This window comes from Kocuria sp. WN036 (assembly GCF_002287015.1).
Taxonomy (GTDB): Bacteria; Actinomycetota; Actinomycetes; order Actinomycetales; family Micrococcaceae; genus Kocuria; species Kocuria rosea.
In genome coordinates this window covers 223,965-236,647 of record NZ_NSKF01000002.1, presented here as the reverse complement: position 1 = coordinate 236,647, position 12,683 = coordinate 223,965, and the positions used below count along the sequence as shown (strand labels likewise).

The 12,683-nt window shown below is 70.0% G+C and carries 13 protein-coding genes; 6 read left to right on the top strand and 7 right to left on the bottom strand.

Annotated features, from left to right (window positions below; all coding sequences use genetic code 11):
- Positions 1–1,326: an MFS transporter gene (locus CK505_RS02520; RefSeq protein WP_035924508.1), complete on the bottom strand. Its 1,326-nt coding sequence runs from the start codon at positions 1,324–1,326 to the stop codon at positions 1–3.
- A 2-nt stretch (positions 1,327–1,328) separates the two neighbouring features.
- On the bottom strand, positions 1,329–3,017 hold the full coding sequence (locus CK505_RS02515) for an amidohydrolase (RefSeq protein WP_035924506.1): 1,689 nt from the start codon (positions 3,015–3,017) through the stop codon (positions 1,329–1,331).
- A 122-nt stretch (positions 3,018–3,139) separates the two neighbouring features.
- Between CK505_RS02515 and CK505_RS02510 the strand changes: the two genes are divergently transcribed.
- Both CK505_RS02510 and CK505_RS02505 read left to right on the top strand, forming a co-directional pair.
- Complete coding sequence (locus tag CK505_RS02510; protein ID WP_081994233.1) at positions 3,140–4,339, top strand: CdaR family transcriptional regulator; 1,200 nt, start codon at positions 3,140–3,142, stop codon at positions 4,337–4,339.
- A 164-nt stretch (positions 4,340–4,503) separates the two neighbouring features.
- Positions 4,504–5,250 carry a cyclopropane-fatty-acyl-phospholipid synthase family protein gene (locus CK505_RS02505; protein ID WP_095650101.1) on the top strand — a complete coding sequence of 249 codons (747 nt, stop codon included), beginning with the start codon at positions 4,504–4,506 and terminating at the stop codon, positions 5,248–5,250.
- A gap of 130 nt (positions 5,251–5,380) precedes the next feature.
- Here CK505_RS02505 and CK505_RS02500 read toward each other — a convergent pair whose 3' ends face one another.
- Positions 5,381–6,499 (bottom strand): MBL fold metallo-hydrolase, encoded by a 1,119-nt coding sequence (locus CK505_RS02500; RefSeq protein ID WP_255250864.1) that lies wholly within the window; start codon positions 6,497–6,499, stop codon positions 5,381–5,383.
- A gap of 143 nt (positions 6,500–6,642) precedes the next feature.
- Entirely contained in the window at positions 6,643–7,551 is a 909-nt protein-coding gene (locus CK505_RS02495; RefSeq protein WP_095650099.1) for a LysR family transcriptional regulator ArgP, read from the bottom strand.
- A 70-nt stretch (positions 7,552–7,621) separates the two neighbouring features.
- Between CK505_RS02495 and CK505_RS02490 the strand changes: the two genes are divergently transcribed.
- Positions 7,622–8,218 (top strand): LysE/ArgO family amino acid transporter, encoded by a 597-nt coding sequence (locus CK505_RS02490; protein WP_176475266.1) that lies wholly within the window; start codon positions 7,622–7,624, stop codon positions 8,216–8,218.
- Between the two features lie 10 nt (positions 8,219–8,228).
- Here CK505_RS02490 and CK505_RS02485 read toward each other — a convergent pair whose 3' ends face one another.
- Positions 8,229–8,609 carry a hypothetical protein gene (locus CK505_RS02485; RefSeq protein WP_095650098.1) on the bottom strand — a complete coding sequence of 127 codons (381 nt, stop codon included), beginning with the start codon at positions 8,607–8,609 and terminating at the stop codon, positions 8,229–8,231.
- Between the two features lie 190 nt (positions 8,610–8,799).
- On the opposite strand from CK505_RS02485, the gene CK505_RS02480 reads away from it, so the two are divergent.
- The 3 genes from CK505_RS02480 to CK505_RS02470 all read left to right on the top strand — a co-directional run bounded on the left by CK505_RS02480 (position 8,800) and on the right by CK505_RS02470 (position 11,405).
- Positions 8,800–9,297, top strand: coding sequence for a DedA family protein (locus tag CK505_RS02480; protein WP_095650097.1), 498 nt, complete (start codon positions 8,800–8,802; stop codon positions 9,295–9,297).
- Positions 9,298–9,446: 149 nt separating this feature from the next.
- The gene (locus tag CK505_RS02475; RefSeq protein ID WP_095650096.1) at positions 9,447–10,958 is read left to right on the top strand and encodes an amidase; all 1,512 of its coding nucleotides are present in this window, start codon (positions 9,447–9,449) and stop codon (positions 10,956–10,958) included.
- A gap of 141 nt (positions 10,959–11,099) precedes the next feature.
- Positions 11,100–11,405: a hypothetical protein gene (locus tag CK505_RS02470; protein WP_017834986.1), complete on the top strand. Its 306-nt coding sequence runs from the start codon at positions 11,100–11,102 to the stop codon at positions 11,403–11,405.
- 16 nt (positions 11,406–11,421) lie between these two features.
- Here the strand turns inward: CK505_RS02470 and CK505_RS18370 are convergent, their stop codons facing one another.
- Positions 11,422–11,562, bottom strand: a complete 141-nt coding sequence (locus CK505_RS18370; protein ID WP_176475265.1) for a hypothetical protein — start codon at positions 11,560–11,562, stop codon at positions 11,422–11,424.
- A 36-nt stretch (positions 11,563–11,598) separates the two neighbouring features.
- On the bottom strand, positions 11,599–12,666 hold the full coding sequence (locus CK505_RS02465) for an FAD-dependent oxidoreductase (RefSeq protein WP_095650094.1): 1,068 nt from the start codon (positions 12,664–12,666) through the stop codon (positions 11,599–11,601).
- Positions 12,667–12,683: the final 17 nt, after the last annotated feature.

The following is a 12,683-nucleotide window of genomic DNA, read 5'->3' as shown; positions in this document are numbered from 1 at the left end:
TTATCGAACGATCGACTTGTCCTTGACGCGAAGACGTTCGCCGAAGAATCCACCGGCAGCAGTGATCAGGGACACGGCAATCAGCAGCAGGGCTGGGGCCCAGGAGGCACCTCCGGAGAATCCCAGCAGGGCCACGGCGATCAGAGGCAGGAATCCGCTCAGCGCACCGGCCAGGTTGTAGCCGAGCGCGACACCGCTGTACCGCAGATGCGGTGGGAACAGTTCGGTCAACAGACCGCCCGTGACCGCGTAGGCCAAGGAGAGCAGGGCGATACCGACAGTTACCGCCAGGATGATGGCCGCCGGACTGCGGGAGTCGATCAGCCAGAAAAGCGGGAACGCGGCCACCGCGGTGGCGATGCCGCCGAACACGGTCATGCGCCCGGGCCCCATCCGTTCGCTGACACGGCCCACGAGCACGATGACGCCGATCTGGACGACAGCGGCGATCAGGGTGGCGTTGACCATGAGTCCACGGTCCATGCCGAGCGTTTCAGTACCGTAGCTGATGACGAAGGTGGTCATGATGTAAAAGCCACCGACGCCCAGAAAGGCGGCCATGATGGCAACGATCAACCGGCCCCAGGCTTGGCGGAAAACGTCGACTGCCGGGATCTTGGCGCGCTCCTCCAGCTTGACCAGTTCACGGAAGATCGGTGATTCCTCGACCTGCAACCGGATGTACAGCGCGATGAGCAGCAGCGGGAAGGCCGCCAGGAACGGCAGGCGCCAACCCCACGAATCAAAAGCGTCAGAGGGCAGGAGCAGCACCAGGGCGAAGGCGCCGGAGGACATCAGGGTGCCGACCGGCGAACCGACCTGCACCAGCGCCGCATACCGACCGCGCTTCTCGAGCGGGGCGTGCTCCACCGCGATGGTCATGGCACCGCCCCATTCACCGCCCACCGCAAGACCCTGCACCAGACGCAGGACTGCCAGCATGATGGGTGCGGCGAGGCCGATGCTGCCGAAGTCGGGCAACAGGCCGATCAGTCCGGTAGCCACGCCGATCGACACGATGGTAATCAGCAGCGCTGGTCGACGGCCTACTCGGTCACCGATGTACCCGAACAGGACGGCGCCGAGCGGTCGGGCAGCGAAGCCGACACCGAACGTGGCGAACGCTGCCAGCGTCGCGGCCGTCGGATCGAGTGTTGTGAAGAACAGTCGGTTGAACACGATGGCGGCAGCAGTGCCGAAAAGGAAATAGTCGTACCACTCAAGAGCCGTGCCGACGAAGGCCGCGCGGGCGATCTTCCCGGCATCGGCTCCGCTGACAACGGGCACCGCCGTGTCCACTTCCGGCGTTGTCTCATGTGATTCCATGTTCAGTCTCTCGATCCTTCGATGTGGGACGGGGTTTGGGCGGTGTGGTCAGTCGTCTGCAGTTCATCGACATAGTCCTGCCCAAAAATGCAGACGCCGTCGAGCAAGGTGGCCAGCACAGTGATTCGGCTGATGTCTTCGGGTGGCACTTCTGCCGGATGCGCCGAGAGGAAGACCAGATCGGCGAGCTTTCCGCGTTCCAGGGTTCCCCGCTGGTCTTCTTCTCCTGCGGCCCACGCCGCGTCGACCGTATAGGCACGCAGGGCCGTTTCGGCGTCAACGCGTTCCTGGGGACTCATCGTTGCTCCACAGGAGGTGCGGCGCAGCACCATGGACTGCATGCCCAGCAACGGCGCCCCGGCTGCCACCGGCCGGTCCGAGCTGCCAGGTACTCGCACCCCGAGATCGAGGAAGGACCGGTGACGGTACACCCACGGTTCCCGCTCCGCGCCGACAGCGTCGGCCATCGTGTCACCCACCTCGTACAGGAAGTGCGGTTGCGGAACCGGGGTGACCCCCAAGGAGGCGAACCGGTGCAGCTGGTCCGGCCGCACCATGCCGGCGTGCTCGATGCGGTGTCGTGCCTCAGATCTTGGCAGCTCCTGTTGGGCAGCCGCGAAGGCGTCCAGGGCGACATCGACGGCGGAGTCCCCGATCGCGTGTGCTGCGATGTTCCAGCCCGAGCAGTGCGCGTCCACGATTCGTTGGGTCAGTTCCTCGATGGAGAGCTGAAAACTGCCGGTGCCGTGGTCGTGGTCGCAGAACGGCTCCGTCACGGCAGCCGTGCGACCGATCAGGGAACCGTCGATGAAGATCTTCATGGCGCCGAGCCGGACACGATCGTCACCGAATCCTGATGCGATACCGAGGTCCAAGCCGAAGGTCCTCCGGTCCGCGGCATGGCAATGCAGCGGGTGCAGGGCATCACTGGAGGCCATCAGCTGGACCCGAGTTCTCAGCAGACCCTGGCGCCGGGCTTCCACGTAGGCGGCAAGTTCCACGGCGCTGCGTCCGATCCACCCCGCACCGATGCCCGCCTCCACCACATGCGTCAAACCCTCCGAGGCATAGACCGAGCTGGCCGCTCCGATCGCCTCGACCAGGTCCGCCACCGGGTAGGGCACCATCAGCGCGGTGACCAGCTTCTGGGCCTGTTCCTCGAGCAGACCCGTTGGCCCTTCGGAATCTCGGACCACGGTGCCGCCTTCGGGGGTGGGCGCCGAACCGTCCAGCACGCCCGTGCGTTCGAGCGCCTCGGTGTTGACGGTGCACATGTGTCCCGACCGATGCTTGAGCCAGACCGGACGGCCATTCGAGCACCGGTCGAGATCGCTCCGGTGCGGATGTCCACCCATGACCGTGTCGTCATAGCCAGACCCCACCACCCACGCGTCTTCAGCGAGGCCGGACGCGAATCCGGTGACAGCGTCGTACAGCTCGTCCAACGTCCGGCAGCCGGACAGGTCCAGCTCGGCGAGAGATTGTCCGAACCAGGCCATGTGATTGTGTGAATCGCCAAAACCGGGGACCACGACGGCGCCCTCGCAATCGAATGTGCGCCGTGCGGGGAGCTGGAGGACGTCCTCATCAAGACCGATGATTCGTCCGTGCAGCACGCCCAGGGCGTGCGCCACGGGAGCCCCGTCGATCATCGTGAAGATACGGGCATTGACAAGTTTTAGATCCAGCATGATCCTCCAGGGATCTCTTCCACAGTTTGATGACCAGATAGGCGTATCCCTTCCCATCGTGGCCCGGATCACGACTCCAGACAATGGATGAAGACAGCGCACTATGGCCCTAGAATGGGCAAATGCCCAATGAGGAAGCGGTGTACGCGGGAGACCCTGCCGAGGGGCCGGACTCCCGGTCGGTCGTGGCGGATGTAGTGGCCGGCTGCCTGGCCGACATCGACCAGATCGCGCAGGACTTCCTGCTGGAAGTCGAGCAGATCGAGGGTTACTCGAGCTCCGCCGTAGTAGCCCAGGACCTGCAGGAGACCGCGGTGGCCTCGATGGAGTTGCTGCTGCGGCTAGTGGGGGATCTCCCGATACCCGACCGGCTGGCAGGGATGTCTGAGGCTCTGGGCCACCGCCGCGCACAACAGGGAATTCCGCTCGAGTCCCTGCTGCGCGCGGTGCGCATGGACTTCCGCATCCTGTGGACCGCGATGCTGAAGAAGGTCCCCGTTGCGTCCCTGCCGAAATTCACCGAGGACGCGGTCCGGGTGTGGGAAGCAGTGGAGTTCCACACCATCCGAGTGCACGCGGGCTATCTCGATGAGCTGGCCACCATGGCCCAGGAGAAGGAAGCGCAGCGCGCATTCCTCCTGTCACGGCTTCTGAACTCGGATGGCAAGGACTCGCAGTTGCTGGGCCAGGCCGCCCGTGCGCTGGGCGTGAATCCGGAGAGCAGCTTCGTCGTCGCCGTCGCGGCTGAACACGCGCAGAAATCCTTCAGGACCGGGGTTCATCGCGCCGGCGCCGACCAATTTCTGCACGAGCGCGACGGCGCGCTGATTCTCATTCTCGAGGACACTCCGGCCCGGCCCGGACAGGAGCCAGCAGAGGGGCGCCCCTGGCTCGCCCCACTCGACTGTTTCGTGGCACCCCGCGCGCAGTCCTTGGCCGAGGTGCCTCTCATGCTCCGGATCGCGTTGGAGTCGCTGCCGGCAATCACGCCCGAGACACCAGGCCAGCGGACCGTGGGGCACACATGGGGACATGTGGCGGCCACCCGGCTGGGAGAGTACGGAACGGTTCTGGCGAACTCGGTACTCGGGCCCCTCACCACCATCTCGGCGCATGAAAAGGAGCGGCTGATCGAAACGGTCCAGGCGTATCTCCGTTCGGGGTCGGTGTCCGACGTTGCTGGAGAGCTGTATTGCCACCGGAACACGGTGCTGAACCGGCTTGCCCGCTTCGCGAAGCTCACCGGATACGATCCGGCCAGTCCGCAGGACGCCGCGACGGTCATCGCCGCACTTCACACCAAGCGGCTACTGGACAACTGATCGGAGCAGTTGAGAAACCAGGCGCGAGAACTCCCGTGGGTCAGTGTCCCGAAACCGGCCATGTGTGAAGCGGAAGGGCGTTGGGGCAGGATCAGTTGGCACCGGGTGGCGCGGCGATCCCCCGGATCTTCCCATCGCACGGCAGGACGGAGAAGAATCTGGTGATGGACCTCCCCCGCATCTTCACCATCCGCGAGAGCACCCACCGGATCCACAACCCGCTGACCGCGGGCAAGCTCGCGGCCCTGGGCGAGGCGCTCCACCTCGCCCCCGGGACACGGATGCTCGACCTGGCCAGCGGTTCGGGCGAGATGCTGTGCACCTGGGCGCGTGACCTGGGCTTCACGGGCACCGGGGTGGACATCAGTACGGTCTTCACCGAGCAGGCCCGGGCCCGCGCCGTCGAACTCGGCGTCGCGGACCGGGTCGAGTTCGTCCACGGTGACGCGGCCGGCCATGTCGCGGACCAGCCGGTCGACCTCGCCGCCTGTATCGGCGCCACGTGGATCGGCAACGGCGTCGCCGGAACCGCCGAGCTGCTCGAGCGCAGCCTCCGCCCCGGAGGACTGATGCTGATCGGCGAGCCCTACTGGCGGCGGACCCCTCCGGACGAGGAGACCGCCCAGGCATGCCACGCCACCGGCCTCGCCGACTTCCTGCTCCTCCCGGAACTGATCGAGCAGTTCCAGCAGCTCGGATACGACGTCGTGGAGATGATGCTGGCCGACCAGGACAGCTGGGACCGCTACGCCGCCGCCCAGTGGCTCAACCTGCGCCGCTGGCTCGACCAGAACCCGGACGACGATCTGGCCACCGGGGTGCGCGAAGAACTCACCACGGAGCCCGCCCGCTACGCGCGCTCCACGCGTGAGCACCTCGGCTGGGGAGTCTTCGCCCTCATGGAACGCTGATCTCCCGGAGCAGGTTCCCGAGGCAACGGGCGTACGGCCCGGCGGGACCGAGGAGGTCGAGGCCGGGGCGCAGCACGAAAAGACCGGTCCGGGAGTACCAGGAGCGCCTTCAGGAATGCGTGAGAGGCGGCTACAGACCGATCTCGTCCAGGTCGGCCCCGACGATCAGCCGACCGCTGTACCCCTGCTGCGCCGCCTGCCACTTCTCGAGCGGCCAGCTGCCCGGCACGAAGTGGTTGAGCACGAGCGTCGGAACGCCGGTCTTCTCCGCGATGGCACCCACCTCTTCGACAGGGGTGTGGGACTTGATGAGGTGCTGGAAAGCCGCCTCGTCCTCGGGGCTGCGAGGTTCCGGATAGCGCTGGGCCGCCCATTCGGTGGCGATCACCTCGTGCACCAGCACATCCGCGCCCCGTGCCATCCGGACGAGGTTCTCGCTGGGTCCGGTGTCGCCGGAGAAGACGACGCTGCCGTCCTCGGTGTCGAAGCGGAAGGCGAAGGAGGGGAAGACCGGAGCATGCTGGACCAGGGTCGCGGAGACCTTCACCCGGTCGTCCTCGTAGAAGACCACCGGCTTCATCCGCGGGTGCGGATCGCCGTTCGGGTCGTCGAGGAGACGCTCCGGCAGCGGGATGTCGTGACCGGCGAACATGTCCTGCGGAGCGGGCATGCCGCCGTCGATGGCGCGATCGTTGAAGTCCGTGGCGAAGGCACGCACGAGCAGCCCGACCATCTCCGCGGTGCCCGGGGTGGGGTTGTCGGGGGCGGTGATGGGCGGCATCGGATGGGTGCCGGTCTTCGGCGGCAGGATCCCGCGGTTGCCGGGGCCCCACACCGGGACAGGTCGGTCCGCGGCCACCAGACCGTTGTAGGCGCCCAGGCTGAGGATGTTCGACAGGTCGTTGATGTGGTCCGAGTGCAGGTGGGTGAGGAAGATTGCGCGCAGATCGCTCAGCGCGGCCCTGGCCTGCCAGTTCCCGAGCTCGGCGTCCATGAGCCGGAATCCGACGCCCTCGCCGGTGTCCACGAGGTAGTAGCGGTCACCGACGACCAGCGCGCTGGCGATGCCCGTGCGCGGCGGCTCGGTGGCGCCCCAGCCCGGGCCGCCGCTGGTGCCCAGGAGGACGATCTTGGTCCGTGCATCGGAACGCAACGGCGTGCCGGCCGCCGCCGCAGCCACGGGGGCCGGCGCGAGCAGGGGAACAGCACCGGCAGCGGCGAGACCGCCGAGCACCGTACGACGCGACACGGGACGTTCTCGAGAGGACATCAGGACTCCTGGGCAGGCTGCAACGAGACGCACATCACACTAGTCCGCAGACCGTCTGTTCAACAGGCGGTCGAGCACCGGCCCCTCACCCGCACCACGAGCGCACTGACCGACTGTGGCCCCTACGCCGGCGGGCCGGCCCCAGGCCCGTCCTGGTCCGTAGCGCGCAGGTGCTCCCGGGCGACCCGGCGGACGCACTCGGTGATGCGGTGCAGCCGCTCGGAGTCCAGCGCCCAGCTCTGCCAGTAGAGGGCGACGTCGTGGTGCGCGTGGTCCTCGAGCAGGGCCAGGGACCCGTCGGCGAGGTCCGTGCCCAGCTGCAGCTCCGGGAGCATGCCCCAGCCCAGGCCGGCCCGGACGGCGGCGAGGAAGCCCTCGGCGGACGGGACGGTGTGGGTGGGCGGGGACCGGTCGACGCCGCGGGCGCGCAGCGCGCGCAGCTGCAGGTCGTCCTTGGCGTTGAACCGGAGCACCGGCATGTCCGCCCAGTCGACGCCGGCCTCGGTGGTGAACCGCCGGCGCAGGGCGGGGGTGGCGACCGGGACGTAGCGCATGAAGCCCAGCCGCTCGAGCCGGCACCCGCTCACGGGGGCGGGGTCGCCGGTGACGGCGCCGATGACGTCCCCCTGGCGCAGGAGCCGGCTGCTGTGGTCCTGGTCCTCCACGTGCAGGTCCAGGGTGGTGTCCGACCAATCGGCGGCCTCCTGCAGGACGGGCACGAACCAGGTGGCCAGGGAGTCGGCGTTGACGGCCACCGGGGTCACCGTCCGGGAGGAGATCCCGTGGCCGAGGGAGTGCAGGGCCTCCGCCTCGAGCACCTGCACCTGGCGTGCGGTGCGCAGCAGCACGGCCCCGGCCTCGGTGGGAGTGCAGGGCGCGCCGCGGCGCACCACGACCTGGCCCACGGAGGCCTCCAGGGCCTTGATCCGCTGGCTGACGGCCGACGGGGTGATCCCCAGGGCGTCCGCGGCGGCCTCGAAGGTGCCCTCGTCGACGATCGCGGTCAGGGCGCGCAGATGCTCGAAGTTCATGAAGCAAAACTAACGCACCCATCAATTCTTTCGTTTGTCTGTATCTCAGGAGCTGGCTACCGTCGAGGCCATGTGGAGCATCTGGGGTACCGGGCTGATGAGCGGACTGGCGCTGATCGTCGCCCTCGGCGCGCAGAACGCGTTCGTGCTGCGGCAGGGCATCCGCCGCGAGCACGTGGGCGTGGTGGTGGCGCTGTGCGCGGTCAGCGACGCGGTGCTGATCCTCGGCGGCACGGCCGGGATCGGGGCGCTGGTCTCCCGGTTCCCGGAGGCCCTGGACGTGCTGCGGTGGGGCGGGGCCGCCTACCTGACGTGGTGGGCCGTGCGGTCCTTCGCCTCGGCCCTGAAGCCGTCCTCCTTGACCGCCGAGGCCCCGCGCTCCCGCAGATCGGTCATCGCCACCACCCTGGCCCTGACCTACCTGAACCCCCACGTCTACCTCGACACCGTGGTGCTGCTGGGCAGCCTCGCCAACCAGCACGGAACCGACGCCCGGTGGATCTTCGCCGGCGGCGCCGTGGTGGGCAGCGTGGTGTGGTTCTCCGCCCTGGGCTACGGCGCCCGGGCGCTGTCCGGGGTGCTCAGCAGCCCGCGCACCTGGCGGGTGGTGGACCTGGTGATCGGCGTGGTGATGCTCACCCTGGCCGTCAACCTGGTGCGGGGCTGATCCCGCAGCCTCAGCCCGCGGCCGGCTCCTCGGTGACCGACTCCTCGGCGGCAGGCCCCCCGGTAAGCGGCGGCTCCTGGGTCAACGGCCCCTCGGTCGTGGGCTCCTCGGCGGCCGGCTCCTCGGTCATCGTCTCCGCCGACGCCGCCTCGGTCCAGGAGGCGCCGGGCTCCCGGGGCGTCCCGGCGGCGAAGGCCTGCCGGACGGCCTCGGCCTGCTCCTCGGGACCGGCGTGCTCGGCGGCGGCGATCACCGTGGCGAACGCCTTCGTGTCGTGGACGAGCTCGGTGATCGTCTCGGGCGAGTCGACGCACCAGGCGTAGGCCGTCGCGTAGTCCACGGGGCGCCCGTTGGCGGTCACGGTCCCGCGCTCGTCGATCTCCACGCTCATGCGTCCTCCTCGGTCGGGGCTCCGGCCCCCGGGGCGGGCCGGCCGTACGGCGAGAGTACCTCCGGGCGGCACGTCAGAGCCGGAGGAGACCCTCTGCCGGCCGGATCCGCGGCGCCCGGGCGGGCACACCTCGTCCCGGAGTGACACCCTGTCGTCAGCGGTTGTCAGGCCCGCTCCCTAGACTGGACGGGTGCAGGCCTGGCTGGAGTCCCTCCCCCTCGGGGCCGCGATTCTGTTCTTCTGGGCCGGGGCCGTCGTGCGGACCACCACCATCTTCGCCCTGGGCCGCGCCGCCGCCACCGGCGGGAGCCGGCGCTCCGACCGCGTCCGCGAGCTCATGGACACCGCCGTCTACCGGCGGGCCCAGCGGCTCGTGCACCGCTGGGGCGTCCTGGCCGTCCCGGCCTGCTTCCTCACCGTGGGTCTGCAGACCGCCGTCATCCTCACCACGGCCGTCACGGACATGCCCCTGCGCCGCTGGATCCCCGCGATGCTCGTGGGCACCCTCATCTGGGGCGTCATCTACGGCACCGTGGGCATGGCGGTCGTCTGGGCGTGGCTGGAGCAGCCGTGGGTGGTCGCGCCGGTCGTCGTCGCTGTGCTCCTCCTGCTGCTCGGCCACAGGATCCGCGCGCGATGCCGGGCCCGCCGCGAGCGCCGCGACGAGAGGGCGCCGCTCTCCCGCTGACGACCCCGCGATGACGATCCCGGTCCGGCGGACGCCGTCCGGTCGTTGTCGTGCGAGGCAGGTCACAGTACGGTGGCCCCAGCATCCGGCGTTCCGGACCGTGTCCAGCGGCCGTGCGCCGGGCGACCCCCTGATCGTGAGGATCTCCCGTGAGCCTGAGCTGGAACATCGAAGAAGCCACCATCGACACCGTCCAGTCGGCCTACCGGGAGGGCAAGTCAACGGTCCGGGAGGTGGTGCAGGCCTACCTCGACCGGATCGCCGCTCTCGACGTGGACGGACCGGCACTGAACTCCGTGATCACTGTCTCGACGACGGCCCTCGACGAGGCCGACGCCCTCGACCTGGCGTACGCGGCCCGCGGTGAGCTGTCGGGACCGCTGCACGGTGTGCCGATCCTGGTCAAGGACCAGGTCGCGACCGCCGGACTGCGGACCACCTACGGCAGCCGGGCCACGGCCGGGCACGTCCCGGAGCGGGATGCCACGGCGGTCGCCAGGCTGAGGGAGGCGGGGGCGGTCATCCTGGGCAAGACCACGATGCCCGACTTCGCGACCTCCTGGTTCTCGACCTCGTCCGTGTCCGGGGTGACGAAGAATCCCTACGACCTCTCCCGGGACCCGGGGGGATCCAGCAGCGGAACGGCCGCGGCGATCGCCGCGAACCTGGCGCTGGTCGGCATCGGCGAGGACACGGGAGGTTCCATCCGCCTCCCGGCGTCCTTCTGCAACCTGGTGGGCGTGCGCGTCACACCGGGTCTGATCAGCCGGGACGGCATGTCCCCGCTGGTGGTCCCCCAGGACACGGCCGGGCCGATGACCCGGACGGTGGAGGACGCCGCGAAGGTCCTCGACGTCCTGGTGGGCTTCGACCCGGCGGACGCCTACACGGTCGCGGTCCGGCAGCGCCGTCGGAGCGCATCCTTCACCGAGGCGGTCGCCGGTGGATCGGTGCAGGGCCGGCGCCTCGGCGTCCTGCGCGGGGCGTTCGGCGATCCGGCCGACCCGGAGACTGCGGCCGTCGTCCGCGTGGTCGAGGACGCGCTGGCACGGCTCGCCGGGGCCGGGGCGGAACTGGTCGACGTGGAGATCCCCGGTCTGATGGACTTCGTGGGCTTCACCTCGCTGTACTTCACTCGTTCCCGGCAGGACATGAACGCCTTCTTCGCCGCCCATCCGGAGACGGGCATCGGCGGTGTGGACGAGGTCCGCGCGAACGGCACCTACGACCCGCACCTGGACCTCTTCGAGGGCATCACCGACGGCCCCGAGGACCCGCGCACCGACCCCCAGTATCTGGACCGGGTGCTGACCCGCGAGGACTTCGTGCGCGCCGTGCAGGCGCAGTTCGTGGAGCTGGGCCTGGACGCCATGGTCTTTCCCGACGTCCAGCTCGCGGCCCCCACCCACGAGGACGTGCTCGGGGGCCGGTGGACGTGCCTCACCTACCCGACCAACACGGTGATCGCCTCGCAGCTGCACTTCCCGGCGGCCACTGTGCCGGCCGGATTCACCGAGGACCGTCTGCCCGTGGGCCTGGAGATCATGACGTCCAGCTTCGAGGAGACCGACCTGCTCGCGGTGGCTCGGGGTGTGGAGGCCGCGCTCGACGCCCGCAGGGCACCGCGGCTGGAAGCCGTGGTCGATCCGCTGAGCAGCTGATCCTGCGGGTGCGCGCAGAGGCCGGTGCCGAGCCACCTCGTCACGCCGCGCCGTGCGACCAGGGCCGGTGCGACCGGCCCGCCGTCCGGTCTCAGCGGATTCTTATGGACCGGGGGTAGTGTTCCGGCAGTGATGTCACCGATGCAGTCTCCCGTTCCCCACATGTTCGCCGCGCCCGTCTACGCCGCCGAGCGGCTGCTCGTCGAGGCCATCCACGACGAGCACGTCAGCGTCGACGCCGTCGTCGTCCTCGACGCCCTGGCCGAGCACGTCACGGCCGCTGAGGCCCCCGCCCTCGAGGTCGTCGCCGAGGACGCCCAGCTCACCTGCGCGGAGCTCACGGCCGCCCTGGGCGACCTGGACGACCTGGGCTACCTCCAGGAGCTGGCCGAGCACGCCCCGCCCCTGTCCGCTCTCCGCGCCTCGCTCTTCGGAACGGCCGCCTGAGCCCAGCTGGACGGGCTCAGTCCTGCTCCTCGGACTCCTCGTTCTTGGCGTCCCCGTGCTCGTGCGGGACCGGGGTCATCTCGGTGGTCATGTCGGCGTCGTCGTTGGAGGCGGCGTCCTCGATGGGGTCGGGGCTGGAGGTGGGGTGCTCGCTCACGGGGTGCTCCTTCGTCGGGAGGATCGTCTGGTGCCCTCAGCCTACGGCCCCGGCCGGAGCCGCGGACAGCAGCCGCACGGCCTCACGGGCGGCCGCCCGCCCAGCGCGGGTGGCGCCGAGGGTCGAGGCCGAGGCGCCGTAGCCCACCAGCAGCACCCGCGGATCCCGGAGCACGCGCACCCCGTCCATCCGGATGCCGCCGCCGGGTTCGCGCAGCCCCAGGGGTGCCAGGTGGTCCAGGGCGGGCCGGAAGCCGGTGGCCCACAGGATCGCGTCCGCCCGCACCTCCCGGCCGTCGGCGAGCCGGACGCCCTCGGGCGTCACCGCCCCCAGCGGCCCGGCCGAGACGAGGATCCCGGCTTCGATCCCGGCCCGGTACTGCGCGGTCAGGGGCAGCCCGGTGGCCGAGACCACGCTGGCCGTCGGCAGGCCCGCGCGGGTCCGCTCGTCGACCCGGCGCTCGACGTCCCGCCCCCAGTCCGGGTCGAACTCCCGGTCCGTGAAGCGCGGGGGCCGGCGGGTGACCCACGTGGTCGTGGCGCCCGCCGCGGCGAGCTGGAGCAGGAACTGCACGGCCGAGGTGCCGCCGCCCACGACCACCACGTGCCGGCCGCGGAACTCCTCCGCGGAGCGGAAGTCGTGGGTGTGCAGCTGCCGCCCGCGGAAGGACTCCCGCCCGGGGTAGTACGGCCAGTGGGGGCGGTCCCAGGTGCCGGTGCCGTTGATCACCAGCTCCGTCCGCCAGGTGCCGGTGTCCGTGACCACCTCGAGCGGCCCGTCGTCGGACGCCGCCTCGACGCGACGCACCGCGACGGGACGGTGGACCGGCAGCGCGAAGCGGCGCTCGTACTCGCCGTAGTAGCGGGCGACGACGGCGGAGGCCGGCTCGGCCGGGTCCGGCACCCCGAGGGGCAGCCCGGGCAGGTCGTGGATCCCGTGGGCGCCGCCGAAGGTGAGCGAGGGCCAGCGGTGCCGCCACGCTCCCCCGGGGCCGGGATTGGCGTCGAGGACCACGAAGTCCTCCTCGGGGACCAGTCCCCGGCGCCGCAGGTGGTGGGCCGCCGACAGCCCGGCCTGTCCCGCCCCGATGACCACGACCTTCATGCCCACTCCCCTTTTTG

Coding starts and splice junctions, on each gene's coding strand:
- CK505_RS02520 (WP_035924508.1), bottom strand. CDS start 1,326: ATGGAATCACATGAGACAACGCCGGAAGTGGACACGGCGGTGCCCGTT.
- CK505_RS02515 (WP_035924506.1), bottom strand. CDS start 3,017: ATGCTGGATCTAAAACTTGTCAATGCCCGTATCTTCACGATGATCGAC.
- CK505_RS02510 (WP_081994233.1), top strand. CDS start 3,140: ATGCCCAATGAGGAAGCGGTGTACGCGGGAGACCCTGCCGAGGGGCCG.
- CK505_RS02505 (WP_095650101.1), top strand. CDS start 4,504: ATGGACCTCCCCCGCATCTTCACCATCCGCGAGAGCACCCACCGGATC.
- CK505_RS02495 (WP_095650099.1), bottom strand. CDS start 7,551: ATGAACTTCGAGCATCTGCGCGCCCTGACCGCGATCGTCGACGAGGGC.
- CK505_RS02490 (WP_176475266.1), top strand. CDS start 7,622: ATGTGGAGCATCTGGGGTACCGGGCTGATGAGCGGACTGGCGCTGATC.
- CK505_RS02485 (WP_095650098.1), bottom strand. CDS start 8,609: ATGAGCGTGGAGATCGACGAGCGCGGGACCGTGACCGCCAACGGGCGC.
- CK505_RS02470 (WP_017834986.1), top strand. CDS start 11,100: ATGCAGTCTCCCGTTCCCCACATGTTCGCCGCGCCCGTCTACGCCGCC.
- CK505_RS02465 (WP_095650094.1), bottom strand. CDS start 12,666: ATGAAGGTCGTGGTCATCGGGGCGGGACAGGCCGGGCTGTCGGCGGCC.